At 64.5% G+C, this 25,472-nt stretch carries 22 protein-coding genes; 15 read left to right on the top strand and 7 right to left on the bottom strand.

The genetic code is table 11. From position 1 onward, the window contains the following. Positions 1–29 precede the first annotated feature (29 nt). From AC1RTQ_RS04305 to urtE, 8 genes are all read left to right on the top strand, one after another. Positions 30–842, top strand: coding sequence for an ABC transporter ATP-binding protein (locus tag AC1RTQ_RS04305; RefSeq protein WP_492874482.1), 813 nt, complete (start codon positions 30–32; stop codon positions 840–842). Continuing rightward, positions 839–1,744 carry an ABC transporter permease gene (locus AC1RTQ_RS04300; RefSeq protein ID WP_492874481.1) on the top strand — a complete coding sequence of 302 codons (906 nt, stop codon included), beginning with the start codon at positions 839–841 and terminating at the stop codon, positions 1,742–1,744. The genes AC1RTQ_RS04305 and AC1RTQ_RS04300 overlap by 4 nt, the downstream gene beginning before the upstream one ends. Positions 1,745–1,835: 91 nt before the next feature. Next, on the top strand, positions 1,836–3,224 hold the full coding sequence (locus tag AC1RTQ_RS04295) for an FAD-binding oxidoreductase (RefSeq protein ID WP_492874480.1): 1,389 nt from the start codon (positions 1,836–1,838) through the stop codon (positions 3,222–3,224). Positions 3,225–3,466: 242 nt separating this feature from the next. Further along, positions 3,467–4,720: an urea ABC transporter substrate-binding protein gene (gene urtA, locus AC1RTQ_RS04290; RefSeq protein WP_492874479.1), complete on the top strand. Its 1,254-nt coding sequence runs from the start codon at positions 3,467–3,469 to the stop codon at positions 4,718–4,720. A gap of 153 nt (positions 4,721–4,873) precedes the next feature. Next, positions 4,874–6,487, top strand: a complete 1,614-nt coding sequence (urtB, locus tag AC1RTQ_RS04285; RefSeq protein WP_492874478.1) for an urea ABC transporter permease subunit UrtB — start codon at positions 4,874–4,876, stop codon at positions 6,485–6,487. Positions 6,488–6,652: 165 nt separating this feature from the next. Next, entirely contained in the window at positions 6,653–7,861 is a 1,209-nt protein-coding gene (gene urtC, locus AC1RTQ_RS04280) for an urea ABC transporter permease subunit UrtC (protein WP_492874477.1), read from the top strand. Next, on the top strand, positions 7,858–8,733 hold the full coding sequence (gene urtD / locus AC1RTQ_RS04275; RefSeq protein WP_302088727.1) for an urea ABC transporter ATP-binding protein UrtD: 876 nt from the start codon (positions 7,858–7,860) through the stop codon (positions 8,731–8,733). The genes urtC and urtD overlap by 4 nt, the downstream gene beginning before the upstream one ends. A gap of 202 nt (positions 8,734–8,935) precedes the next feature. Then, positions 8,936–9,628 carry an urea ABC transporter ATP-binding subunit UrtE gene (urtE, locus tag AC1RTQ_RS04270; RefSeq protein WP_302088728.1) on the top strand — a complete coding sequence of 231 codons (693 nt, stop codon included), beginning with the start codon at positions 8,936–8,938 and terminating at the stop codon, positions 9,626–9,628. A 77-nt stretch (positions 9,629–9,705) separates the two neighbouring features. Here urtE and AC1RTQ_RS04265 read toward each other — a convergent pair whose 3' ends face one another. Both AC1RTQ_RS04265 and AC1RTQ_RS04260 read right to left on the bottom strand, forming a co-directional pair. Then, on the bottom strand, positions 9,706–10,695 hold the full coding sequence (locus AC1RTQ_RS04265; protein ID WP_492874476.1) for a TauD/TfdA dioxygenase family protein: 990 nt from the start codon (positions 10,693–10,695) through the stop codon (positions 9,706–9,708). 27 nt (positions 10,696–10,722) lie between these two features. Next, positions 10,723–11,790: a tripartite tricarboxylate transporter substrate binding protein gene (locus AC1RTQ_RS04260; RefSeq protein WP_492874475.1), complete on the bottom strand. Its 1,068-nt coding sequence runs from the start codon at positions 11,788–11,790 to the stop codon at positions 10,723–10,725. Between the two features lie 167 nt (positions 11,791–11,957). On the opposite strand from AC1RTQ_RS04260, the gene AC1RTQ_RS04255 reads away from it, so the two are divergent. Then, the gene (locus AC1RTQ_RS04255; RefSeq protein ID WP_492874474.1) at positions 11,958–12,788 is read left to right on the top strand and encodes an urease accessory protein UreD; all 831 of its coding nucleotides are present in this window, start codon (positions 11,958–11,960) and stop codon (positions 12,786–12,788) included. A 74-nt stretch (positions 12,789–12,862) separates the two neighbouring features. Here the strand turns inward: AC1RTQ_RS04255 and AC1RTQ_RS04250 are convergent, their stop codons facing one another. From AC1RTQ_RS04250 to AC1RTQ_RS04240, 3 genes are all read right to left on the bottom strand, one after another. Next, positions 12,863–14,191: a hypothetical protein gene (locus tag AC1RTQ_RS04250; RefSeq protein WP_492874473.1), complete on the bottom strand. Its 1,329-nt coding sequence runs from the start codon at positions 14,189–14,191 to the stop codon at positions 12,863–12,865. A gap of 82 nt (positions 14,192–14,273) precedes the next feature. Next, on the bottom strand, positions 14,274–16,625 hold the full coding sequence (locus tag AC1RTQ_RS04245) for a cytochrome P450/oxidoreductase (RefSeq protein ID WP_492874472.1): 2,352 nt from the start codon (positions 16,623–16,625) through the stop codon (positions 14,274–14,276). 200 nt (positions 16,626–16,825) lie between these two features. Beyond that, positions 16,826–17,812 (bottom strand): Bug family tripartite tricarboxylate transporter substrate binding protein, encoded by a 987-nt coding sequence (locus tag AC1RTQ_RS04240; protein ID WP_492874471.1) that lies wholly within the window; start codon positions 17,810–17,812, stop codon positions 16,826–16,828. Between the two features lie 203 nt (positions 17,813–18,015). Between AC1RTQ_RS04240 and AC1RTQ_RS04235 the strand changes: the two genes are divergently transcribed. Next, a complete protein-coding gene (locus tag AC1RTQ_RS04235; protein WP_492874470.1) occupies positions 18,016–18,885 on the top strand; it encodes an IclR family transcriptional regulator in 870 nt (289 codons plus the stop codon). Between the two features lie 8 nt (positions 18,886–18,893). Here the strand turns inward: AC1RTQ_RS04235 and AC1RTQ_RS04230 are convergent, their stop codons facing one another. Continuing rightward, complete coding sequence (locus AC1RTQ_RS04230; RefSeq protein ID WP_492874469.1) at positions 18,894–19,721, bottom strand: IclR family transcriptional regulator; 828 nt, start codon at positions 19,719–19,721, stop codon at positions 18,894–18,896. A 146-nt stretch (positions 19,722–19,867) separates the two neighbouring features. On the opposite strand from AC1RTQ_RS04230, the gene AC1RTQ_RS04225 reads away from it, so the two are divergent. The 5 genes from AC1RTQ_RS04225 to AC1RTQ_RS04205 all read left to right on the top strand — a co-directional run bounded on the left by AC1RTQ_RS04225 (position 19,868) and on the right by AC1RTQ_RS04205 (position 24,985). Continuing rightward, positions 19,868–20,824, top strand: coding sequence for an MBL fold metallo-hydrolase (locus AC1RTQ_RS04225; protein WP_302088737.1), 957 nt, complete (start codon positions 19,868–19,870; stop codon positions 20,822–20,824). Between the two features lie 253 nt (positions 20,825–21,077). Next, positions 21,078–22,748: an FAD-dependent oxidoreductase gene (locus tag AC1RTQ_RS04220; RefSeq protein WP_492874468.1), complete on the top strand. Its 1,671-nt coding sequence runs from the start codon at positions 21,078–21,080 to the stop codon at positions 22,746–22,748. Between the two features lie 153 nt (positions 22,749–22,901). Next, positions 22,902–23,168: a DUF2783 domain-containing protein gene (locus AC1RTQ_RS04215; RefSeq protein WP_034373951.1), complete on the top strand. Its 267-nt coding sequence runs from the start codon at positions 22,902–22,904 to the stop codon at positions 23,166–23,168. A 96-nt stretch (positions 23,169–23,264) separates the two neighbouring features. Continuing rightward, complete coding sequence (locus tag AC1RTQ_RS04210) at positions 23,265–24,239, top strand: Bug family tripartite tricarboxylate transporter substrate binding protein (protein WP_492874467.1); 975 nt, start codon at positions 23,265–23,267, stop codon at positions 24,237–24,239. 107 nt (positions 24,240–24,346) lie between these two features. Continuing rightward, positions 24,347–24,985, top strand: a complete 639-nt coding sequence (locus AC1RTQ_RS04205; RefSeq protein ID WP_304351835.1) for a response regulator — start codon at positions 24,347–24,349, stop codon at positions 24,983–24,985. Positions 24,986–25,041: 56 nt separating this feature from the next. On the opposite strand, the gene AC1RTQ_RS04200 is transcribed toward AC1RTQ_RS04205, so the two are convergent. Further along, positions 25,042–25,443, bottom strand: coding sequence for a GFA family protein (locus tag AC1RTQ_RS04200; RefSeq protein WP_492874466.1), 402 nt, complete (start codon positions 25,441–25,443; stop codon positions 25,042–25,044). Positions 25,444–25,472: the final 29 nt, after the last annotated feature.

Genomic DNA, 25,472 nt, shown 5'->3' with positions numbered 1-25,472 from the left:
TGGGCTGGCAGCGGCAGCGAAAGGTGACTATGAGCGGCTCTGAAATTCCCGCAGCAGCAATTCCCGCAGTGGAGGTGTTGTCTGCAGAGAAAACCTATCCCGGCGGCACGCAGGCGTTGCTGCCCGTCAATCTGCGCATCGAAGAGGGTGAGTTCGTGACCTTGCTCGGCCCCTCGGGCTGCGGCAAGAGCACCTTGCTCAAGATGGTGGCGGGTCTGCTGGAGCCCAGCGACGGCAGATTGCTGCTGTGGCGCAAGCCGGTGCCGCAGCTGCATGCCGGCGGCAAGAAGATGGCGTTTGTCTTTCAGCAGCCCACGCTCATGCCCTGGTCCAGCGTGCATGCCAATGTGCGGCTGCCGCTGGATCTGGCTGGCGTGCCGCGCGCCGAGGCCGATGCGCGCGTCACGGAGGCCCTGCAACTGGTGGGCCTGGCACGCTTTGCCAAAGCCCTGCCGCGCGAACTGTCCGGAGGCATGCAGATGCGGGTCTCGATTGCCCGCGGCCTGGTGACCGAGCCCGATCTGCTGCTGATGGACGAGCCCTTCGGCGCGCTCGACGAGATCACGCGCCACAAGCTGGACGCGGAGTTGCTGGATCTTTGGAGCAAGAAGAAGCTGACGGTGATCTTTGTCACCCACTCCCTCCACGAGGCCGTCTTTCTGTCCAGCCGGGTGGTGATGATGGCGGCCAGGCCGGGGCGGGTGGTGGAGGAGTTTCGCATCGATGCCCCTTATCCGCGGCCTGCCGACTTCATGCTCGGCCCCGAGTTCGCCCGCCATGCCCAGCAGTTGCAATCGAGCCTGCTGCGCGCCAGTGCCATGGTGGAGGAGAGTCTGTCATGAGCGCCTTGCCCGCTTCCATTCCCGATGATGCGGCCAGGGCCGCCGACAACAGGTCTGCCGCGACCGGCGCGCGTGCGGTGGCTGCCGTCAAGTCCGCCAAGGCGGCCACCCCCTGGCTGCTGCAGCCCAAGGTGCAGCGCGTGCTTTTGCCGGCGCTGGTGGGCCTTGTGCTGCTGCTGCTCTGGCAGGCCCTGGTGACCGGGCTGGAGTTGCCGCCTTATCTGGTGCCTTCGCCGCTGCTGATGCTGCAGACCCTGATGACGGACTGGGCTGCACTCGGCCTGTCCCTGTGGGTCACCGTCAAGATCACCTTGCTGGCCTTTGCGCTGGCCACCGTGGCGGGCGTGCTGATCAGCTTTGTATTCGTGCAGAGCAAGCTGATCGAGACGGCCTTGTTTCCCTATGCCGTGCTGCTGCAGGTGACGCCTATCGTGGCCGTGGCTCCGCTGATCATCATCTGGGTCAAGGACCCGGTGCTGTCCATGGTGATCTGTGCAGCGCTGGTGGCGCTGTTTCCCATCATCAGCAACACCACGCTGGGCCTGCGCAGTGTGGAGCCGGATCTGCTGGCCTACTTCAAGCTCAACCGGGCCACGCGCCTGCAGGTGCTGATGCGCTTGCGCATTCCCAGTGCCTTGCCCTATTTCTTCGGGGGGCTGCGCATCTCCAGCGGCCTGGCTTTGATAGGTGCCGTGGTGGCCGAGTTCGTGGCCGGTACCGGCGGGCAGGGGGCGGGTCTTGCCTACCAGATCCTGCAAGCGGGTTTTCAGCTCAACATCCCACGCATGTTCGCTGCGCTGCTGCTGATTTCGCTGACCGGCGTGGCGCTGTTCGTGCTCATGGCCTGGTGCACACGCCGGGCGCTGGGCGGCTGGCATGCCAGCGAATCCGGTAGCGACTAGCGCTTCACCCCTTTGCTCATTTCTGCTCCCGTCATGCCCGCACTGCGCGGCATATGGGCCGACTCATGCCTTGCATTTTTGCGCCACGACCATGAACACCAATCCGATTGCCGAGAACAGCAGCCAGCTGGCCAGCGCCTTGCCTGCGCTGGACTGGATCACCGACTCCCTGAAAGTGTCGCGCCTGTCCCAGGATTTTTCCTGGTTCAGCCCGGTTCTGAAGCAGGCCCTGCAGGGCAAGCGCGGCGACATTGCGGTGCGTCCGCGCACCGAGGCCGAGATTGCCCAGATCGTGGCCCATTGCGCGCGCCGGGGCGTGCCCATCACGCTGCGCGGCAGCGGCACCGGCAACTACGGCCAGAGCACGCCGCTTCATGGCGGCGTGATCCTGGATCTGAGCGGCTATAACAGCCTGTGCTGGGTACGCGGCAGCGTGGGCCGGGCACAGGCCGGCATACGCCTGGCGGACTTCGACCAGCGCGCGCGCGAGCAGGGGCAGGAGCTGCGCTGGCTGCCGTCCACCTACCGCAGCGCCACCCTGGGCGGTCTGTTTGGCGGAGGCTTCGGCGGCGCCGGCTCCATCACCTATGGGCCGCTCGCCTCTGCGGGCAATGTGCTGGCTGCGCGCGTGATGACGGTGGAGGCCGAGCCGCGCATTCTGGAGCTGCGCGGTGCCGACGCCATGCGTCTGCACCATACCTATGGCACGACCGGCATTGTGCTCGAGCTCGAAGTGGCGCTGGCAGATGCCACGAACTGGACGGAATGCATTGCCACGTTCACGGGTTTTGACGAGGCGCTGGGCTTTGCGCAGCAGCTGGGCAATGCGCCTGGCATCCGCAAGAAGGAACTGAGTCTGATGGCGGCTCCGGTGCCGGCCTATTTCACCAGTCTGGCCGAGCATCTGCCCCCTGGCTGCCACGCGGTCATTGCGCTGGTGGCACCCGAAGCCGAGGAGGCCATGCAGCTATTGCTGGAGCGCAGCGGCGGCACACTCAGCTACTGCGAGCGCGGGCGCTGGTCTGCGCAGCCGGCTGCGGGCTACAAATCACTGGTCGAGTATTGCTGGAACCATACGACCCTGCATGCGCTGAAGCTGGACCGGGAGCTGACCTATCTGCAGACCGGCTACAACCCCGCAAGCTTTGGCGAGCAGCTCAAGGCCTTGCGCAGCGAGCTCGGTGACGAGGTCCTGTTCCATCTGGAGTTTCTGCGCACCAAGGAAGGACAGTTCAACTGCAGCGGGCTGGAGCTGGTGCGTTTCAGCTCGGCCGAGCGGCTCAACGCGATCATGGACATCTATCGCAAGCATGGCGTGCAGATCAACAATCCGCATGTCTATGTGGTGGAAGACGGCAAGGCCAACAACCAGCTCGATCCCGTGCTGTTGCAGACCAAGGCCGATCTCGATCCCCTGAATCTGCTCAATCCCGGAAAGCTCCGCAGCGCAGCGCTGCCGGCCTGCATTCAGTCCGACTGAGGCGGACATGCACTTCAATAGTGCCTGCGGCCCGGTGCGGTCTGTATCTGGTGCATGCGGCACTGCAATGGTGCTCGCGGGCGGCCGGTACTGAGCGCAGGAAGAGGCATTCGGGCCGCGCCTGGCCCCAAAGAGGCAGCAGCGCCGATGGCCGCAGTGCCCGGGCCAGGGTGCTGGCACGGTAATTGCACTTCAGGTTTTGCGGTCAATGTGACCGAACAAAACCTCCTGGGAGTGCTGAAATGAATCGTCGCGGAACCCTCACAACACTGGCTGCATCCATGGCTCTGGGCCTGGGATTGACTTCTCAGGTGCTGGCTGCAGACACCATCAAGGTGGGAGTGTTGCACAGCCTCTCGGGCACCATGGCCATCTCCGAGACCGTGCTCAAGGACACGGTGCTGATGGCCATCGAGGACATCAATGCCAAGGGCGGCGTGATGGGCAAGAAGCTGGAGCCCGTGGTGGTGGATCCCGCCTCCAACTGGCCGCTGTTTGCCGAAAAGGCCAAGCAGCTGATCACCCAGGACAAGGTGGCCGTGGTCTTCGGCTGCTGGACCAGCGTGTCGCGCAAATCCGTGCTGCCGGTGTTCGAGCAGAACAACGGCCTGCTGTTCTACCCCGTGCAGTACGAGGGCGAGGAACTCTCCAAGAACGTCTTCTACACCGGCGCCGCGCCCAACCAGCAGGCGATTCCCGCTGTCGAGTACCTGATGAGCAAGGAAGGCGGCGGTGCCAAGCGCTTTGTGCTGCTGGGCACGGACTATGTGTACCCGCGCACCACCAACAAGATTTTGCGTGCCTTCCTCAAGTCCAAGGGTGTCAAGGATTCCGACATCATGGAAACCTACACTCCCTTTGGCCACAGCGACTACCAGACCATCGTGGCCGATGTGAAGAAGTTCTCCACGGGCGGCAAGACGGCGGTGATCTCCACCATCAATGGCGACTCCAACGTGCCCTTCTACAAGGAGCTGGGCAATGCCGGCCTCAAGGCCAAGGATGTACCGGTCGTGGCCTTCAGCGTGGGTGAGGAGGAGCTGCGTGGCGTGGACACCAAGCCTCTGGTCGGTCACCTGGCGGCATGGAACTACTTCATGAGCGTGAAGAACCCGACCAACACGGCCTTCATCAAGCAGTGGGGCGATTACGCCAAGGCCAAGAACATCGCCGGCCACAAGGACAAGCCGCTGACCAACGACCCGATGGAGGCCACCTGGGTCGGCATCCACATGTGGAAGCAGGCCGTGGAGAAAGCCAAGAGCACGGATACCGACAAGGTGATTGCCGCCATGGCCGGCCAGACCTTTGCCGCACCCAGTGGCTTCACGCTGAAGATGGACGAAAAGAATCACCATCTGCACAAGCCCGTGATGGTCGGCGAGATCAAGGCCGACGGCCAGTTCAGCGTGGTCTGGAAGACCAAGGGTCCGGTCAAGGCCCAGCCCTGGAGCCCGTATATCGAAGGTAACGACAAGAAGAAAGACGCCCCCTGAGGCGCTGCGCGCCTTCCCCCTCTCTCGCATTGCTTGGCAATGCGGGAGGGGGACAACAGCCTCGCTGCGGGGCGGCCCTTGCTTGCTGTTACTGAAACAGAGCATGTCTGTTCTAAGCGCAATGAACTGAGCTTCTATTGCTAGGTCGATACGATGAAATTCACGCACAAGCCATGGGTATGGGCGGTGGTTGCCAGCCTCGGTGCCTTACTGAGCTTTTCCAGTCATGCGCTGACTGCAGAGCAGGCATATGCCATGGCTGTAGCCGATGATGCCGAACAACGTGCGCAGGCCATTAATCAGGCCGTAGTGGATCCGGCGGCGCAGGCCGATGGCGGGCGTCTGTCGGCCTATCTGGCGGCACTCTCGGGTGACGAGGTGCGCGTGGCAGGCGGCAAGGTGTTTGTGGTGACGGGAGATGCCGCCACGGACCCGGTCACGGGCGACAAGCGGGTCTTGCCCGCCGATGCCGAAGAAGTCGTCAACAACAATTACATGCGCGGCGTGATCGACACCGCGCTGGCGGCGCTGGCGCTGCAAAGCGGCGATGTGCAGCAGCGCCGCTCGGCTGCAGAAAAGCTGGCCGCAGAACCCGATGCAGCGCGCCTGCCGCTGATCGAAAAAGCGCTGGCCGCTGAACAGGACGGGCAGGTCAGAGCCCTGCTGGAGCGCAGCCTGGCTGCCAGCCTGCTGGGCAGCGACGACGTGCAGCAGCGTCTGAAGGCGGTGCAGCAACTGTCGCGCCAGCAGACGCCGGAGACGCAGTTGCTGTTGAACCAGCGCCTGTCCGAAGAGTCCGATCCCGGCGTGCAAAAAGCCATCAGGGCCGCGCTGGCCGGCATTGCCGAAGGCCTGGCCTGGGGGGACAGGCTGGGTGCCGTTTTCAGCGGCATCAGCCTGGGCTCGGTGCTGTTGCTGGCGGCGCTGGGTCTGGCCATCACCTACGGCCTGATGGGCGTCATCAACATGGCGCACGGCGAGCTGATCATGATCGGTGCCTATGCCACCTATCTGGTGCAGGTCGCATTCCAGCGCTGGCTGCCCGAGGCCGTGTTTGGCTGGTATCTGGTGGTGGCGGCTCCCGTGGCTTTTCTGGCCTCGGCGCTGGTGGGCGCGGTGCTGGAGCGCGGCGTGATCCGCTTCCTCTACGGCCGCCCGCTGGAGACCCTGCTGGCCACCTTCGGCATCAGCCTGGTGCTGCAGCAAACCGTGCGCAGCCTCTTCGGAGCGCAGAACGTGGGCGTGGAAAACCCCGTCTGGATGAGCGGCGGGATTGCGCTGCTGCCCAATCTGACGCTGCCCTACAACCGCATCGCCATCATCGTCTTTGCGTTCGCCGTGCTGGCGGGCGTGGCCTTCATGATCGCCAGAACGCGGCTGGGCCTGTTCGTGCGTGGCGTGACGCAGAACCGCGCCATGGCTTCCTGTGTGGGCGTCAACACGGCACGCACCGACACCTATGCGTTTGCACTGGGCTCCGGTATCGCCGGTCTTGCCGGCTGCGCCCTGAGCCAGATCGGCAATGTGGGCCCGGATCTGGGGCAGAACTACATTGTGGACAGCTTCCTGGTGGTGGTGCTGGGCGGTGTGGGGCAACTGGCGGGCACCGTCTACGCGGCTCTGGGTCTGGGCGTGCTCAGCAAGCTGCTGGAAGGCTGGACCGGCGCCGTGCTGGCCAAGATCGCCGTGCTGCTGTTCATCGTGGTCTTTATTCAAAAGCGTCCGCAAGGCATCTTTGCCTTGAAGGGCCGCAGTGCGGAAACATGAAACACCCCCTGGGTCGCTTCGCGACCTCCCCCGCTCTCGCATTGCTGCGCGCTGCGGGCAGGGGACGACACCCTCGCTGCGGGGCGGCCCTTGCTCGGTGTCTCGTACCTGGGCCGCGCCAGCTGCGCAGGCCATGTGCCTTGCTCGACTTGAGGGAAAACTGAGATGACAACCCAATTCATACCCATCGAACTGCCCAAGCCCGCGCCGCTGCTATCCGCCAAGGGCTGGACGGCATTTCTGCTGGCCCTGACCATGGTCTGCGCCGTGGCTCCCGCACTCAATCTGTGGGTCCCCGAGGACAGTTCGCTGCACCTGTCCGACTACATGCTGGGCCTGCTGGGCAAGTTCATGTGCTATGCGATCTGCGCGCTGGCGATTGACCTGATCTGGGGCTATACCGGCATCCTGAGCCTGGGCCACGGCCTGTTCTTCGCGCTGGGCGGCTATGTGATGGGCATGTACCTGATGCGCGAGGCCGCAGGCCCCGATGCCTTGCCCGCCTTCATGGGGTTTCTGGACTGGAAGGAGCTGCCCTGGCACTGGGCGCTGTCGGGCAGCTTTGCCGCCACCGTGTTGCTGGTGTTCCTGGTGCCGGGCCTGATCGGCGGGCTGTTCGGCTACTTTGCCTTTCGCTCGCGCATCAAGGGTGTGTATTTCTCCATCATCACCCAGGCCCTGACCTATGCCGCCATGCTGCTGTTCTTCCGCAACGAGACCGGCTTTGGCGGCAACAACGGCTTCACGGGCTTCAAGACCCTGCTGGGGTTTTCCGTCAACTCGCAAGCCATGCATGTGCTGCTGTTCGCGCTGTCGGGGCTGGCGCTGCTGGGCTGCTTTCTGTTCTCGCGCTGGCTGATACGAAGCAAGTATGGCCGCGTGCTGCAGGCCGTGCGCGATGCCGAATCGCGCACCATGTTCTGTGGCTACAACCCGCTGCCCTACAAGCTGTCGATCTGGGTCATCTCGGCCATGATGTGCGGCCTGGCGGGCGCGCTGTATGTGCCCCAGGTGGGCATCATCAACCCCAGCGAGATGAGCGTGGGCAATTCCATCGAAATGGCGGTGTGGACGGCCGTGGGCGGACGTGCCTCGCTGGTCGGCCCCATCATCGGCGCGTTTGCCGTCAACGGCGGCAAGAGCTGGCTCACCGTGGCCGCGCCCGAGTACTGGCTGTATGTGCTGGGTGCGCTGTTCATCGTCGTGACGCTGTTCATGCCGGGCGGCCTGATTCGCCTGCCGCAGCAGCTTCGCCAGTGGCGTGAGAAGCGCAATGCGCAGACGCAATCCGAGCTGAACCAAGCCGCTGCTGCCCTGGCCCGCAAAGCCAGCGAACGCGCTGTCGCCGACCCGCTGAAAGGAGCCCGCGCATGACCCCCGATCTGATGCAGGAAGGCGAGCAGCGCCTGGCCTCCTACCAGCAGCGCGAAGCCGCGCTGCGCACCGAATCCGGCGGTCGCAACGCCAGTCTGGCGCGCCCCGTGATTGCCGGTGAAGTGGATGTGACTCACGGCCGAATTCTCTATCTCGAAGACGTGCATGTGAGCTTCGACGGCTTCAAGGCCATCAACGGTCTGAGTCTCGATATCGCGCCCGGCGAACTGCGCTGCATCATCGGCCCCAACGGCGCGGGCAAGACCACGATGATGGACATCATCACCGGCAAGACCCGGCCCGACAGCGGCACGGTGTTCTTCGGCTCCACCATCGACCTGCTGCGCTACAAGGAGCCCGAGATCGCCGCCATGGGCATAGGCCGCAAGTTCCAGAAGCCCACGGTGTTCGAGCAGCTCAGCGTGTTCGAGAACCTGGAGCTGGCGCTCAAGACCCACAAGGGCATTGCCTCCTCCATGCGGTTCAAGCTCAGCGGCGCGCACAAGGACCGCATTGCCGAGGTGCTGCACACCATTCATCTGGCGGCCAGCGTCACGCGCCAGGCCGGCCTGCTCAGTCACGGTCAGAAGCAGTGGCTGGAGATCGGCATGCTGCTGGTGCAGGAGCCCAGGCTGCTGCTGCTCGACGAGCCCGTGGCCGGCATGACCGACGAGGAAACGGTGCGTACGGCCGAGCTGTTTCTGACGCTCAAGGGCAAGCATTCGCTGATGGTGGTGGAGCACGACATGAGCTTTATCGACACCATCAGCGAGAAGGTCACGGTGCTTTGCGATGGCTCGGTGCTGGCCGAGGGAACGTTGGCCCAGGTGCAGGCCGACGAGCGAGTGATCGAGGTGTACCTTGGGAGATGACCCCCTGAGGCGCTTTGTCTGGGCGGCCCCGCGCCTTCCCCCTCTCTCGCTTCGCTGGAGGGGGCGACACCGTCGCTGCGGGGCGGCCTTTGCTCGGCGTCCGCCGATGGGCCGCGCCGGTTTTGTGCGCCATGTTTATCGAAGCAGGCTATTGAAAAAAGATAGCTGCTTGCGCTTGTTGTGTAAGCGTTAGAGGTCAAAAATGCTTAAAGTTCAGAACCTGCATCAGTACTACGGCGGCTCGCACATTCTGCGTGACGTGAATTTCACGGCCGAGATCGGCAAGGTTACGGTGCTGCTGGGCCGCAACGGCGTGGGCAAGACCACCTTGCTCAAAAGCCTGATGGGGCTGGTGCCTATCAGAAGCGGCGGCATTGAATGGCAGGGCCGCGATATCGCGCGCAAGACGCCCTACGAGCGCGCGCGCAGCGGCATCGGCTATGTGCCCCAGGGGCGCGAAATCTTCTCGCGCCTGTCGGTGGAAGACAATCTGCGCATGGGCCTGTCCTATTGCTCGGCAGGCACCCGGATTCCGGGCGAGCTGTACGAGCTGTTCCCCGTGCTGGGGCAGATGCTGCACCGCCGTGGCGGCGATCTCTCGGGTGGCCAGCAGCAGCAACTGGCCATTGCGCGAGCGCTGGCGCCGCAGCCCAAGATCCTGATCCTGGATGAGCCCACCGAGGGCATACAGCCCAGCATCATCAAGGACATCGGCCGCGTGATCCGCATGCTGGCCAATCGCGGCGATATGGCCATCCTGCTGTGCGAGCAGTACTACGACTTTGCCGAGGAGCTGGCCGATCACTATGTGGTGATGGAGCGCGGCGAGGTGATCGCATCGGGCCCGGGCAGCGAGATGCAGGAGAAGAATGTGCGCTCGCTGGTGGCGATTTGAACAGCGGGCGAAGAAAAAAAGGTGCCGCAAGCGGCACCTCAAAGCCTCAGGCCATGCCTGCAGGACAACTCATTTCGTCAATACGCTGCGCCGTGCGCGGCCAGCACCGGATTGCCCTGTATGGCAGTGCTGGCGCGGCCGTCGGCACCCCGGGGGACTTCGCCCACCAGCGTGGTGCGGTAGAGCTGGCGATCGAACTCCAGCGCAAAAATATCCTGTGGTGCCACATGGGCCGTGGAGCGGTTGTCCCAGAAGGCCAGCGAACCGGGCTCCCACTTGAAGCGCACGGTGAACTCGCTGCTCACGGCATGCTCCCAGAGCAGCTCCAGCAGCACGCGCGATTCGCGGGTGGAGAGTTCCACGATGGACTTGAGAAAGCCGGGACTGATGTAGAGCACTTTCTCGCCGGTCTCGGGATGAATGGTGACCAGCGGGTGTTCGCTGATCAGGGTGTTGTCGCGCACCAGATCCAGATATTCCTGCGATGCCGTGGCTCCCTGCGGTGCGCTGAAGCGGTGCTCGCCGCGCAGGCCCTGCAAGAAGGCCTGCAGCGGTTTGGAGAGCGCTTCGTAGGCGGCTGCCAGATTGGTCCATTGCGTGTCGCCGCCATAGGGCGGAATCGTCACGCCGCGCAGAATCGACGCGGCAGGCGGGTTGTGGGCGGCCGTCACATCGGCATGCCAGCCGGTCCAGGGGCGCTGTTCGGCCTGGCCGCTGTGGCGGTTGGCCTTGCGGTGCTTGGCAATCGAATACAGCTCGGGAAAGCCTTCGACATGACCGAAGACGGGGTGGCCGGGCGTCAGCTCGCCAAACTGGCGCGAAAAGGCGATCTGCTGCGCGTGGCTGAGGTGCTGGTCGCGAAAGAAGATCACCTTCCAGCGCAGCAATGCCGAGCGAATGGTGTGCACTTCGGCGGCGCTCAATGCCTGCTTCAGATTGACGCCGCTGATCAGCGCGCCGATATGCGCCGATTGCGGCGCGATGCTGATATGTGGAGTGATGTGGCTGGCAGAGCTCAGGCGTTCGTCCAGATGCTGCAGCGGAGCGTGGGGCAGGGGCATGTTCATGGGCTTGTTCCTTGTGGCAGCGGTGCTTCAGCGCGCCTGGGCAATACGGGAGGTGCTGGCCGGCAGCAGACCCAGCTCGGAGAGAAGCGCATGGTTGCGTTCGACCTGGGCATGCAGTGCGCGAGCCGTGTCCTGCGGACCGAGAAACACCGGCTCCCATTGGTTCAGCGCTACAAACTCCTTCCATTCCCGGGTTTCGGAAACCTTGCGCAGCGCGTTCACCCAGTAGGCCTGTTGCGCGGTGCTGGCACCGGGTGCCGTCATCACGCCCTGAAACGAGTCGCTGACATAGTCGATGCCCTGCTCCTTCCAGGTGGGCGACTGGGCGAACACGCCTTCAAGCCGCTTGTCGGCGGCAATCGCCAGCACGCGCACGCGGCCCGACTGCAGATAGGGCAGCAGGTTCGGCGTGGTGGCCGAGACCACATCGAGATGGCCGCCGGCCAGCGCCACCATGGATTCGGCGGAGGACTTGTAGGGCACGATGCGCAGCTTCTGGATGTTCACGCCGCCTTGCTGCAAGGGCTGGGCCACGCCCAGATGGATGTGATTGCCCAGCGTGGTGGCGATGCCGATGGAGTATTTCTCGGGGTCCTGGCGCAGCTGAGCGATCAGGTCCTGTGCATTGCGCAGCGGCGAATCCGCACGCACGACCACCGTGGTGAACTCGCGCAGCAAGGTCACCAGCGGCGTGCCTTTTTGCAGATGCGCGGGCAGGGCGTTCTGCGCCAGACTGTTGCCGTAGCTGGTGCTCAGCGTCATCAGCGTGTGGGCGTCGCCAGGGTGGCGGTGCAGGCTCTCCAGCGCGGAGATCGCATGCGCGCCAGATTTGTTGCTGACCACGAACTGCGGTGCATGCCCATCGCGTGCCAGCAACTCGGTGAGCTTGCGGGCCGCCAGATCCAGCGCCGCGCCGGCACCGCTGGGGACAATGAATTCCGTGGACTTGCCGGGCTTCCAGGTCGGGGCCGCTGCACCGCCGGATTGCGCGGCAGCAGGGCCCGTTGCCAGCGTGCAGCACAGCACCGCCATCGATGTCAGCCATGGGGCCAGAGTGCGAGGCAGGCGGGAATGAGTTACGGTACTGGCCGACATGAAAGCTCCTGAAATCAACCGCCATGCGCTTTGCGCGCTGGCGTGCTGAAGCACTGTAGAAGTGCGGCAGCCTTGCAACAACGAATGAATTTTCATGAGTTAGTAAGCAAAAGAGCTGAGCTACCCGGGCCTGAGCGGCAGGCCTGCTTGAAGAGGCAAGAACGACAATGACCTGGCATGCGCAACTGGCGCTGAACTATTCCCTGCAGGCTGGCAAGACCTCGGTGCATTTCACACACGATGGTCCGCTGCGCATCCTCAAAAGTCTGTATCCCGAGGGGCCAGCCATCTGCCACAACGTGCTGGTGCACCCGCCGGGCGGTCTGGTGGGCGGCGATGTGCTGGACATTGATGTCCATGTCGCAGAAGGTGCGCATGCGCTGGTCACCACGCCTGGCGCCACGCGCTTTTACAAAAGCAACGGCAAGCAGGCCATGCAGCGCACCCGGCTGCGCCTGGACCCCGGTGCGAGGCTGGAGTGGCTGCCGCTGGAGGCAATCGCGTACAACGCCTGCGATGCGGTCAACCATCTGGAGTTCGAGCTTGCCGAAGACGCGCAGCTGCTGACCTGGGATGTGACGGCGCTGGGTCTGCCACTGGCCGCCCAGCCCTATGAGTCCGGCATCTTCGAGCAGCACATTGAGTGGCCGGGCCGTTTCCTGGAGCGCGGCGTGGTCAACGCGCAGGATGCGCTGCTGCTCGATGGCGATCTGGGACTGGCCGGGCATCGCTGCCTGGGCAGTCTGATCTTTGCCAGTGGCTCAGCCATGACGCGCCATCAGCGCGAAGCCTTGCTGGAGGGCACGCAGGAGCTGCTTGCACAGGCCGCCCCGGTGGTGTTGAGCGGGGTCACTGCTTCCAATGAAAACATGCTGGTTCTGCGCTGTGCATCACCTGTGGTTGAGCCTGTGATGATGCTGTGGAAAACCGTATGGGGTTTCTGGAGAAAAGAACTCTGGGGCCTGCAGGGCGGCACTCCGAGAATCTGGTCCATGTGAGCCAGCTCCGGTCCGATCTGCGACTGCTGCATCCCGGCATCCCCAAAGGCCTGGCGCTGAGGCAGGGCCGGGTTTCAAGGCACCGATCGGCCGGTGCACCGGGCCAGCTCGGCCCGGCTCCAGTCCAGTCGCTCGCGCACGCGGGCACAGGCGGCACTGCCGGCTTGCGGGTCGCGTTCCATGCAGCGCTCCTCGACCATGGCCAGGCGGGCGCGTGTGTGGCGGTATTGCTCCTGAGAGCAACTGCGCGTGCCGGCCTCGGCGCGTGTTCCCCCTTGCGCGCGCGTGCCAGGCGGCACGGCCGTCCAGCCGCGGTTGTGCCAGGGCGAGAAGGAGCCTGAAGGCGTGGTCTCTATGCCATTCACCCGTCCTTGCAGGCCGGGAAATGTGGACAGCATGGCGGCAGCCATCAGGGCCGGGTCGCTCATGCGTCCCAGGGCGGTATCGCAGTCCATGACATCGGGATTCAAGCCCGGCGGCAACAGCCTCAGCACGCCATAGATGCGGGTGGCATCGGTCTCCAGCTCCTTGACGCTGCGCCCGTTGCTGCCCGGCACCAGGCCCATGCCGACCAGTGGGTACTGCGTGTCGCGCAGGGCGGTATCGGGGCCGGCATGGATCTGGACCTCGCCCGAGACCCGGCCCGCGAACATCAGCAGCCTGAAGGCATCTGTGGAGAACAGCGCCTGCACCTCCAGATGGCAACGGGCCGGGGCGGCGGGGCGCAGCAGGCTTGGCAAATCCTTGGCGGCGTCACCGTGGACCAGCATTGCCGTGCGCGGCAGCATCTCCACGGCTATCCGTGCCTTGCCCAGGCGCACGGTGGCCGCCACGCTGGCGTCGATGGCGGCGACCGTGGGAAATTGCGCCAGGGCCTTGAAGCCGGGCTGCATCACGGACAGTCTGTCGCTGCTGACGATGCCGCCTGTGGCGATCTCCAGGCGCCCGTTCTCGAAGCGGTAGTAGCTGGGCACTTCGTCGGTTTCGGTATGGCTGCCGTGGCGCGTGGAGACGCGGTAGCGGATCTCGCGCCCGCCGATCTCCATGAAGGGGCGCAGCGTCTGCACCAGGGCCTGGCGCGTGGCGGCATCGTCCTGGCGCAGCGTGATCTCCACACGTGTGGAGCCATAGCCCAGCAGCTTGTCAAACGCATGGCGCATGACGGCCTGGTTCGGAAAGGTGATGACGGCCCCCACCATGCCAGTCAGGGCCGCCACGCCGCCCAGCAGCAGCGGCCAGGTCGAGCGCTCGTCGGCTTGAACGCGAGTCACGGCGTTCCAGATGGCTTGCGCGCCATGGCCTAGCCAGCTGGTGAGCACGAAGGCGATGAGCGCTGCAGTCGGCGCCCACACAAGAATCAGCAGTATTTGCAACAGGCCCATATGGGCAGTGATTCTAGGCACAAGCCATGCTTGGCCTCGGCACAGCAGCCAGGCGGTGCCTGCCCGCCGGGGGCTACCCGCCTGGGGCTACCCGCCGGGGGCGCTACAGCGCCAGAACGATTTTGGACTCCTGCGTCCTGGCGCGCGAGCAGCAGCTCATCATCTTGGTACAGGCCGCGCGCTCGGCGCGGGTCAGCACCATGTCGCGATGATCGATATCGCCTTCGAGCACCGGCACCTCGCAGGAGCCGCACAGGCCTTCGCGGCAGTCGCACTCGATATCGATGTTGGCGCTGCGCAGCGCATCGAGCAGGGTTTCATCGTTGCGCACCTGCAGCGTGATGCCGGATTCGCGCAGCTCGACTTCAAAGCCGTGCTCCTTGTCCGGGTCGAGGGCTCCCAGAGTGCTGGAGAAATGCTCCACGCGCAGGCTGTCCTCGGGCCAGTGATGGCTGGCCTCAGCCAGCCCGTCGAGCATGCGCTGCGGACCGCAGGCATAGATCTGTGCGCCGGGCCTGACCTCGGCCAGCAGTGTCTGGTAGTTGGCTCGCCGGCCCTGCGCGCCCACATAGATCTGCAGACGCTCGCCATGCCTTGCCTGCAAGGCATTCAACAGCGCCATGCGCTCGCGCTGACTGCAGCTGTAGTGGATTTCATAGGGAATGCCCAAGGCCTGGGCGCGAGCCGCCATGGCCGCAATCGGCGTGATGCCGATGCCGCCGGCGACAAGAATCAGCTGCTGCGCGCCTTCGTCGAGCTTGAAGTGGTTGCGCGGGCCGCGCATCTGCACCTTCATGCCGGCCTGCAGCACGCCATGCACCCAGGCCGAGCCGCCACGGCTGTGCTCCTCGCGCAGCACGGCGATCTCGTAGGTATCCGCTTGCTGCGGATCGCCGCATAGCGAGTACTGGCGCGAGATGCCGGTGTCGCCGCAGTGCAGATCGATATGCGAGCCCGGCGTCCAGCGCGGCAGATCGCGCCCGTCGGGCGCCTTGAGGCGCACGCGCAGCACGTCCTGCGCAATCAGCTCGGTGCTCTCCACCAACATGCTGCGGCTGACGCCGCCTTGGGAGGATTCGCCGATGCGCACGGGCTGCTGCTCGGTCAGCACGGCGGGGTTGGCGCGCTCGGGGTTGCGGCTTGCATCCCATTGCACCCACAGGTGTTCGGGGCCTCGGAACGAGGTGTTGGGCACATAGGTGAAGCGTTGCTCGGCCAGCTGCATATGGGGCAGGCGGCGTGTGAATTCCTCGAGGAAGATCTGCATTTCCATGCGCGCCAGATTCTTGCCCATGCACTGGTGGGAGCCATAGCCGAAGGTCAGGTGATCGCTGGCATTGTCGCGGTGTATGTCGAACAGGTCGGCATCGACAAAGTGCTGCTCGTCGTGGTTGGCCGAGGAGGTGACGATGAGCAGCTTGCTGCCGGCCGCAATGGCCTGGCCGCCGATCACCACATCCTTGGTGGCCAGACGCCGCCAGGCGGCCACCGAGCCGTTGTGGCGCAGGCATTCCTCCACGGCGTTGGGGATCAGCGAGGGATCGGCACAGATCTCCTGCCAGACCTTGGGGTGCTGCAGCAGCAGTTTGACGGCATTGGCCGTGGCGTTGGCCGTGGTCTCGTGCGCGGCGACCAGGCCGGCCATCATCATCGAGTGCAGATAGGAGTCGGTGACGACCTCGGGCAGCTCCTTTTGCTTGCGAATGCCGTATTGCATCCAGCCCTCGGCCTCGGGATCGGCACGCATCTTGTCGAGAATCCGGCCTGCGTGCTGCCAGAAATTGCCCACGGCATGGGCCACGGCCACCTGCTCTTCGGCCCGGGGGCGTCCCCAGGTGTTGACGGTGTGGGCAATGCTGTACTGGCGCAGCGTGTCCATATCGTCTGCAGGCACGCCCAGGAAATGCATGGCCACGGTGAGCGGCACCTCCCACAGCATCTGATCGACCAGATCGGCGCGGCCGTCGTCGATGAAGCGGTCCACATATTCGCGAGCCAACTGGCGCACCATGGGCTCATGGTGTTTGAGTGCCTCGGGCGTGAAGGGCTGCATCAGCGCGCGGCGGCGCGGCATGTGGGCGGGCTCGTCCTCATTGACCAGGGTACGGTTGAGCGCAAAGCCGTAGCTGGCGAGCACGGCGTTGGCTTCGTCGCCCGTGGGCGTGATCTTCTCCAGTGCGATCGAGGGGCTGAAGGTCAGGTTGTCGCGGAAGATGGCCTTGATGTCGTCAAAGCGCGTGACCACCCAGTAGCCCAGCTGCGGGCTGTAGAACACCGGCTCCTGCTCGCGTGCCCAGCGCACATATTCGGGCGGGTCCTGCTGGTAGCCGTCGGCAAAGGGATCGAAGCTGGCGGCCCCGTGGCTGATGGGGCAGCCCGTGGGGCCGCTCTGGCCGGTGGGCTTGCCGAACTGGCTGTGATCGATGGGGCAACGGCTGGGGGTGGAAATGGTCATGGCTATCTCATGGGGTGGCAGGTGGACGGGGCAACCATCCATAGGGCGTGCAAAGGCGGCCTGCCGCCAGCCTCTGCGCTTGCAAAGCTTGCGCTACGAACGTCGTTCCTGGTCTGCAAAACTGGCGCGCTCGCTAAAGAGAGGCAGCGAGGCTGTCGTCCCCCATTGGGGGAAGGCGCGAAGCGACTCAGGGGGCAGTCTCAGTCCAGCGTGATGTTCAGATCCTTGATCAGCTTTTGCCAGCGTGCGCTTTCGCTGTGGATCAGCGCCTGGAACTGCTCGGGCGTGTTGCCCACGGGCTCCACGCCGAAGTCGATGAGCTTTTGCTTGACGGCAGGCTCGTTGATGGCGGCGACCACCTGCTTGTTCAGCGCCGTGACGACATTGGCCGGTGTCTTGGCCGGGGCCACCATGCCGACCAGGGCCGCAGCCTGCACGCTGGGCAGGCCCAGCTCGCCGAAGGTGGGTACATCGGGCAGCTGGGGCAGACGCGTGGCATTGGCCACGGCCAGGGGGCGCACCTTGCCGCCCTTGATGAAGCCGGCGCCGGCAGCCAGGTCCACCATCATCACGGGAATCTGACCGCCCGCCACATCTGCCAGCGCCGGAGCCGCACCGCGATAGGGCGCATGGGCGAGCTTGAGGCCGGCCTCGGACCTGAGCAGTTCCATAGCCAGATGATGGGGGCTGCCCGCACCGGCGGAGCCGTAGTTCACGCCCTCGGCACTGGCCTTGGCGGCGGCAATGAACTCCTTGGCAGTCTTGGCCTTCTCGGCGGGGCCGGCCACCAAAATCATGGGAAAGCGACCCATGAGCGTGACGGGCATGAGGTCCTTGCCGGGGTTGTAGCTCAGGCTCTTGTAGAGCACGGGATTGAAGATCAGCGTGCCGTTGTCGGCCGACAGCACGGTATAGCCGTCGGCCGGTGCGCGCGCGGTCTCCGAGGCGCCGATGGCCGTATTGCCGCCCGGGCGGTTGTCCACGACGATGGGCTGATGGGCCTGGGCACCCCAGGCCTGGCCTATGGTGCGGGCCAGGAAGTCCGAGCCGCCGCCTGCGGCGTAGGGCACGATCCAGCGCACGCTCTTGCTCGGGTACTTGTCCTGGGCCACGGCGGCGCCAGGGGCTGCGGCCAGCCAGAGCATGCTGGTGGCCAGAACCGAGGCGGTGAAGAGGCGTTTTTTCATTGAGGGTGTCTCCTGGGCTGTGGTGTTGTTTGCCTGCGGGTTAACCAAGCTTCACTCCGCCTGCGGTTCCGCTTTAATACGGAAATTGTTTTGCGTAATTTTTATACGCATAGCGTAAATATGCTTCAAGGGATTACCCGAAAGCCAGCATGAGACATGCGTGAAAATGTCTTCAACGGCTTACGAGACAGGCGCAACCAGCTATGAAAATCGAGAAGAAGACCTTGGCTATGGCCAAGCGGCAAGCAGCCAGCCCAGCAGCAGCAGTGGCGTCGCACAATGCCCGGCAAGAGCCGGATCAGCGTCGCCAGCGTGTGCAGGCAGCAGAGACCTGTCTGGCCGTGCTCAAGGCTCTGGCCGGGCTGGGCGGGCGTGCCAGTCTCACGGCCATCGGAGCTGCCGTCGATGAAAGTCCGGCCAAGGTGCATCGCTATCTGGCCAGTCTCATGGCCGAAGGTCTGGTGGAGCAGGATCGTGGCGGCACCCAGTACGCGCTCGGACGCGAGGCCATCCATATCGGCCTGGCTGCGATGCGCCAGAACGATCCTGTGCGCATGTCCGAGCCCGCTTTGCAGCATCTGCGCGAGTCCTTGCAGGTCACGAGTTTTGTCGCGGTCATGGGCAATATGGGGCCCACCATCGTGCGTTTCGAGGAGCCCAGCCTGCCCATTACCGTCAATGTGCGTGTGGGCTCGGTCATGTCCATGCTGTGGTCGGCCACGGGGCGGGCATTCTTTGCCTTCATGGAGCCGCAGCCAGAGGTCCAGGCGCTGCTGGCGCGTGAGCTGGAGGCAGCCAGCCCCGAGCATCGCCGCCTGCTGCATGCCAGCAAGCCTCTGGAGCAGCTGCGCAGTGAGATTCGCGCAGCCGGCTGTGCGGCGATCCGGGACCTGAATCTGCCCGGCATCAGCGCCGTTGCTGCCCCTTTGTTTGACTACCACGGCCATGTGGTGGCCGTGCTCTGCGCGCTGGGGGCCAGCGGCGGTTTCGACCCCGATCCGCAGGGCCGCATTGCCCAGGCTGTATGCCAGGAGGCGCGCAGTATCAGCGCTTCGCTGGGTTACAGAACCTAGGTCTGTGATCAGGCCCCGGTCAGCGCAGCCGGGGCTCCGAGGCGCTGGGACAGCTGGCGCGCCTGGGCCTGCAGCTTGCGGGCCGGCAGACCGGCGGGGTCCAGCGTCAGCGTGACCGAAGGGCCGATGGCGGCAATCGCCAGCACCAAGTGGCCGAAGCCGTCAAACACAGGCACCGCCAGCGCGCTTACGCCGGAGAGCAATTGGTTCTCGACCACGCTCAGGTGGTTGCTGCGAATGGAGTCCAGCTCCTTGGCAAACGCCGGCTCGTCCAGGCTGTGGCCTTCGGCCTGCAGCAGCGGTGCGATACGGGCCGGGTCGCCGAAAGCCGCAAAAATCTTGCCCGTGGCGGTATGGCGCAAGGAGGCCGGCGTGCCGTGGCGCATGGCCACATAGACATGGGTCGGGCCTTCCTCGACGCGGATGATGGTCGGCCCCTGGCCGCTCCACATGGAAACCGACACGGTGTAGCCCACCTCTTGCGCCAGGGCGGGCAAATCAGCAATCGCCATGCGCACAGGGTCGGCCTGCTGCAGGCTGATGAGCCCCATCTGAATGGCCAGCGGCCCCAGGCCGTAATGGCCGCTGACGCGATCTTGCTCCATCAGGCCCAGCTTGCAAAAGCTCACCAGATAGGGGTGGGCCTTGGCCGCCGTCATCTCGGCCTCGCGTGCCAGATCCTTGAGCGCCATGCGCCGGCCCGTGCGCGCCAGCACCTTGAGCAGTTGGCCGCCGACCTCCACGCTCTGTATGCCGCGCGGTGCGCGCGTGGGCTCGTCGTCACAGGTGTCAAGCGATAAACGGGCGTCGGTCGAAGAGGTGTTGGCGTGAGGCATGACGGCATTGTGACGGGGAACGGTGGCTGGAAACCCTCCAGGGTTTTTCACTATGACAAATCAATTGTGCAATGTTGAATTTATATCTAGCATTCAGGAATTCGATAAAGATGAATGCGTTTGTTTAAAACAAAGAGATTGCAACGATGAACACCAAGACCTTTGCCTCCGCCGCCGACCTTGAAGTCAAGAAGGTGAGCTTCGACAAGCTCTCCGAACATGCCTATGCCTACACGGCCGAGGGCGACCCCAACACCGGCATCATCATTGGCGAGGATGCCGTGATGGTCATCGACACCCAGGCCACGCCCGTCATGGCCGAGGACGTGATCCGCCGCATTCGCGAGGTCACGGACAAGCCCATCAAATACGTCACGCTGTCGCATTACCACGCGGTGCGCGTGCTGGGTGCCTCGGCCTACGGCGCCGAGCACATCATTGCCAGCCAGGACACCTACGACCTCATCGTCGAGCGCGGCGAGCAGGACAAGGCCAGCGAGATCGGGCGCTTTCCGCGCCTGTTCCAGAACGTCGAGAGCGTGCCCGAGGGCATGACCTGGCCGACCATGACCTTCACCGGCAAGATGACGCTGTGGCTGGGCAAGCTCGAGGTGCAGATCCTGCAACTGGGCCGTGGCCACACCAAGGGCGATACCGTGGTCTGGCTGCCGCAGGAGAAGGTGCTGTTCAGCGGCGATCTGGTCGAGTTCGATGCCACGCCCTATGCCGGCGATGCCTACTTCCAGGACTGGCCGCAGACGCTGGATGCCATCGCCGCGCTGAAGCCCGAAAAGCTGGTGCCCGGCCGCGGTGCGGCACTGCAGAACGCGGCCGAAGTGCAGGCCGGCCTGGCGGGCACGCGCAATTTCATCAGCGACCTGTGGGCCGAGGTCAAGGCCGGCGCCGATGCGCGCCAGGACCTGCGCAAGGTCTACGAGGCAGCCTTTGCCAAGCTGCAGCCCAAATACGGCCATTGGGTGATCTTCAACCACTGCATGCCGTTCGATGTGACGCGCGCCTATGACGAGGCATCGGGCCATGCCGACCCGCGCATCTGGACCGCCGAGCGCGACCGCGAGATGTGGCTGGCGCTGGAAGGCTAGTCGCCACCCGGGCCGCCTGGCTGACAGTTTCCTGCGCAGGTGCGGCGGTCCACGGTAAATCTTTCAAAAACAGGAGCTGCTTGCGCTTTGAGTACAAGGAATTCAAGTGGAAAAGATATTGAATTCGTTGACTGACAAGCGGTAGTAGCTATCAAAAAACACAGTCTAAATCCGGCCGCAAAGAGCCGGAGGGGTGACTTTTGCCCCAAAGAACAGATCCACGCTTTTCAAGGTTTGCGCACCGATGAACGCCATGTCCAACCCAGCCATTGCTCCTGAGGCCCTGCGCGGCAGCGCCGCCGACATTCAGTCCATCCAGATTCCCTATCGGCGGCATGCGGACCAGGATGCCGATGTGCCGGCTCGCCACCCCGTGGTCGTCGTCGGCGCCGGGCCCGTGGGCCTGTCTCTGGCCATCGATCTGGCGCAGCGCGGCCAGCCGGTGGTGGTGCTGGACAACGACTGCAAGCTGTCCACAGGCTCGCGCGCCATCTGCTTTTCCAAACGCACGCTGGAGATCTGGGACCGCCTGGGCGTGGGCCAGCCCATGGTGGACAAGGGCGTGTCCTGGAATCTGGGCAAGGTGTTTGCCAGGGATCAGTCGCTCTACCAGTTCGACTTGCTGCCCGAAGCCGGTCACGAGCGCCCGGCCTTCATCAATCTGCAGCAGTACTACGCCGAAGCCTATCTGGTCGAGCGCGCCCTGCAGCTGCCGCTGATCGACCTGCGCTGGCACAACAAAGTCACGGCGCTGGTGCCGCGAGACGACGGTGCCCTGGTGAGCGTGGAAACGCCCGAGGGCGAGTACCGGATCGATGCCCAGTGGGTGCTGGCCTGCGACGGCTCGCGCTCGCCCTTGCGCGGCTTGCTGGGCCAGGAAAGCCATGGCCGCATCTTCCGCGACCGGTTTCTGATTGCCGATGTGAAGATGCATGCGGATTTTCCGACCGAGCGCTGGTTCTGGTTCGATCCGCCGTTTCATCCGGGCCAGAGCGTGCTGCTGCACCGCCAGCCCGACGATGTCTGGCGCATCGACTTCCAGCTGGGCTGGGAGGCCGATCCCGAGGAGGAGAAAAAGCCCGAGAACATCCTGCCGCGCATCCGCGCCCTGCTGGGCAAGGACGCGCACTTCGAGCTCGAATGGGCCAGCGTCTACACCTTTGCCTGCCTGCGCATGGACCGCTTCGTCCACGGCCGCGTGGTCTTCGCGGGCGACAGCGCGCATGGCGTCTCGCCCTTCGGCGCGCGCGGTGCCAACAGCGGCGTGCAGGATGCCGAAAACCTGGCCTGGAAGCTCGACCGCGTGCTGCGCGGCCAGGCCGGCGCTGCGCTGATCGCGACCTACGGCGCCGAGCGCGAATACGCGGCCGACGAGAACATCCGCAACTCCACACGCGCCACCGACTTCATCACGCCCAAGAGCGAGATCAGCCGGCTGTTTCGCGATGCGGCGCTGGAGCTGGCGCGCGAGCATGAGTTTGCGCGCCGCATCGTCAACAGCGGGCGCCTGTCGGTGCCGGCCACGCTGCATCACTCGCCGCTCAACACACCGGACAGCGAGGAGTTCGCGGGTTCGCAACTGCCTGGCGCTGTACTCAGCGACGCGCCCATGCGACGTCCCGGCGACGCTGCCACAACTTGGCTGCTGCGCGCACTTGGCAGCGATTTCACGTTGCTGCATTTCGGTCCCACGCCGACCTGGGCGCGAGAGCTTGGCGGCGTGCTCAATCTCTCGATAGCCGCCGAGGGCGATGTGCATGCCGACCAGGCCGATCTGCTGGATGCGCAGGGTCTGGCGGCGCAGCGCCTGGATGCGCGCCCGGGCACCAGCTATCTGCTGCGCCCCGACCAGCATGTCTGCGCGCGCTGGCGCCGTCCCGATGAAGCCGCCGTGCGTGCCGCGCTGCAGCGTGCCGGCGGCTGACATGAAGGCACCACCTGAGGCGCTGCACGCCTTCCCCCTTGCGAGGGGACGACAGCCTCGCTGCGGCGCGGCGCGGTCGGCCTGGGCTCTTGCTCGCTGTCCCTGGTGGAGTGCAACACCCTCAGAAGATTCCCCCTTTTTTAGGAGACTGCCATGCTGCTGTCCACCCACCCGAACCTGCAGGCCTGCGACGATTTCTATGAAGCCCTGATCGCTACGCATCAGGGCCTGGAAACCGCGCAAAGCCATGCCCTCAATGCCCGCCTGGTGCTGCTGCTGGCCAATCACATTGGCCATCAAGAGACCTTGCTGCATGCGCTCGAACTGGCCCGCGCCAGCGCAGGATTCGCTCCTGCCGGCGCAGACCCGGCCGAGCGCGGCGCCGTGACACCGGTTGCCCCGGTACACGCTGCCGTTTGAGATGCAGCACGCCGCCAGCCTGGCGGCAGCTGCGCCATCCCCTAAAGGCCCCGTCACCAAAATCTATTCAAGGGGCCATGAATCAAGGAGACAAGGATGATGCAACGCAAACAATTTCTGGCCGCACTGGCCTGCTCGACGCTGGCCTGGGCGGCAGGGCCGGCCGCCATGGCGCAGGAAAAGCCCCTGGAATGGGTCATCGGCTACGCCGCAGGCGGGGGCTCCGACGTGGTGGCCCGCGTGATTGCAGAGGCCATGGGCCGCAATCTGGAGCGCCCCATCGTCATCAACAACAAGCCCGGCGCAGGAACCAATATCGCAGCCGAATACAGCGCGCGCTCGCATGACTTTGGCAACCTGATGTTCACGGCCGACTTCGCCACGCTGGCGGCCAATCCTTTTCTGTTCCGCAAGCTCAACTACAACGCCGAGAAAGACTTCAAGCCCGTGGGCATGCTGGTGCGCTTTCCCATGCTGCTGGTGGTCAACAACGATGTGCCGGTCAGCAATCTGACCGAGTTTGTCGCCTGGGCCAAGCAGCAGAAGACCGGCGTGAGCTGGGGCTCGGCCGGCCTGGGCAGCCCCCATCATCTGGTTGGCGAGCTGTTTCGCGAAGAAGCCGGTCTGGGCAATATGACCCATGTTCCTTATCGCGGGGCCGCGCCCGCAGTGCAGGATGTGATCGGCGGCCAGATTCCCGCCATGTGGGCCGACAGCGCCACCATCATTCCCTTCCTCGGCGAGAAAAAGCTCAAGGCCATAGGCGTGGCCAGCCCGGCCCGCATCGATGTGCTGCCCAAAGTTGCCACCTTGCAGGAGCAAGGCCTCAAGGGCTTCGAGGGCTATGCCTGGCAGGGCATCGTCGTGCCCAAGGGCAGCTCGGCCGAGGTGGTCAAGAAGTTCAGCCAGTCGCTGCAGTTTGCGTTGGCCGACACGCGCACCAAGGCCCGTCTGGCGGCCATGGGGGTCGAGCCCATGCCCGGCAGCTCCGAGCAGATGGAGAAATTTGTCAGCACCGAGCGCAGCAAATGGGGTCGTGTGATCACGGCCAACAACATCAAGCTCGATTGAGAACCGGACTCGGTGGGCCGCAGGCTGGGTGACGGACAGGCCCGGGCACTGCGGGATATGCGTTTTTGCAGATGCGGCGCTGTGCCAGCCGTGGCAGACTCCGTGCCATGTCCGAGTCCACTCTTCTCGTTGCCGACGATCACCCGCTGTTTCGCGCAGCGTTGATCCAGGTGCTGCACGACCGCTTTCCGCAATTCCGCATTGTGGAGGCGGCCAGCGCTCAGACCCTGGGCGCAGCGATGCAGGAGCATCCCGAGATCGAGCTGGTGCTGCTGGACCTGGCCATGCCCGGCGCGCGCGGCTTCTCGTCCCTGCTGCATCTGCGCGGCGAATATGCGCAGGTGCCGGTGATCATCATCTCGTCCAATGACGACCCTCGCATCATCCGTCGCGCCCAGCAGTTCGGGGCGGCAGGCTTTATCTCCAAGTCTGCGGCTGCAGACGATATGAGTGCCGCGATTGACGATGTGCTGAGCGGGGATATCAGCTTCCCCTCCATGGTGGCCGAGCGCTCGGAGGCCGATGCGGCCCTGGCCGCTCGTCTGGCCCAGCTCACGCCCCAGCAGTTTCGCGTGCTGCTGTGCATTGCCGACGGACTGCTCAACAAGCAGATCGCGCACGAGCTGGGCCTGGCCGAAAACACCGTCAAGGTGCATGTGACGGCAATTCTCAAGAAGCTCGAATGCTATTCACGCACCCAGGCCGCTGTGCTGGTCAAGAGCCTGGAAAACGATCACGAGGTTTGATCGCCCTGGTGCCTCACGGGCTCTCCGCTTTGATAGATTGCGTCGCAGTTCGACGGCTACAAGTGCGCAAAAAACTCCGGCGTCGCGTCCCAGCGATCGTGCATGCCATCGACATAGGTGACGGGAATTCGCGACAGCTCCTGCTCCGAGATATCTTCCAGGCAACCGATATTGATGCCGTACATCTGGCCTGTCGGCGTGTTGTGGCCCACGCCAAAGACGCGGATGCCGCAGCGCTTGCAGAAGAAATGCTGGTTCTTCTGCGAGCCAAACACATAGAGGGTGAGCTCCTTCTCGCCCGTGATAAGGCGGAAATTTTCGGGGCTGGCGATGGCGGGCCAGAACCGGCTGCGTCTGCAGATGGAGCAGTTGCAGCGATAGCTGGGCTGGCTCAGGTCCAGGCTGACTTCAATCTGAACCCGGCTGCAATGGCAACTGGCGCGATAGGACTTCAGCATCTGGCGATCCCCCTGTGTTGAGACGGGCT

The sequence above is a fragment of the Comamonas sp. GW821-FHT11H03 genome (assembly GCF_058807955.1).
Note: the sequence above shows the minus strand (reverse complement) of the source record. Positions and strands in the feature narration are given on the sequence as shown.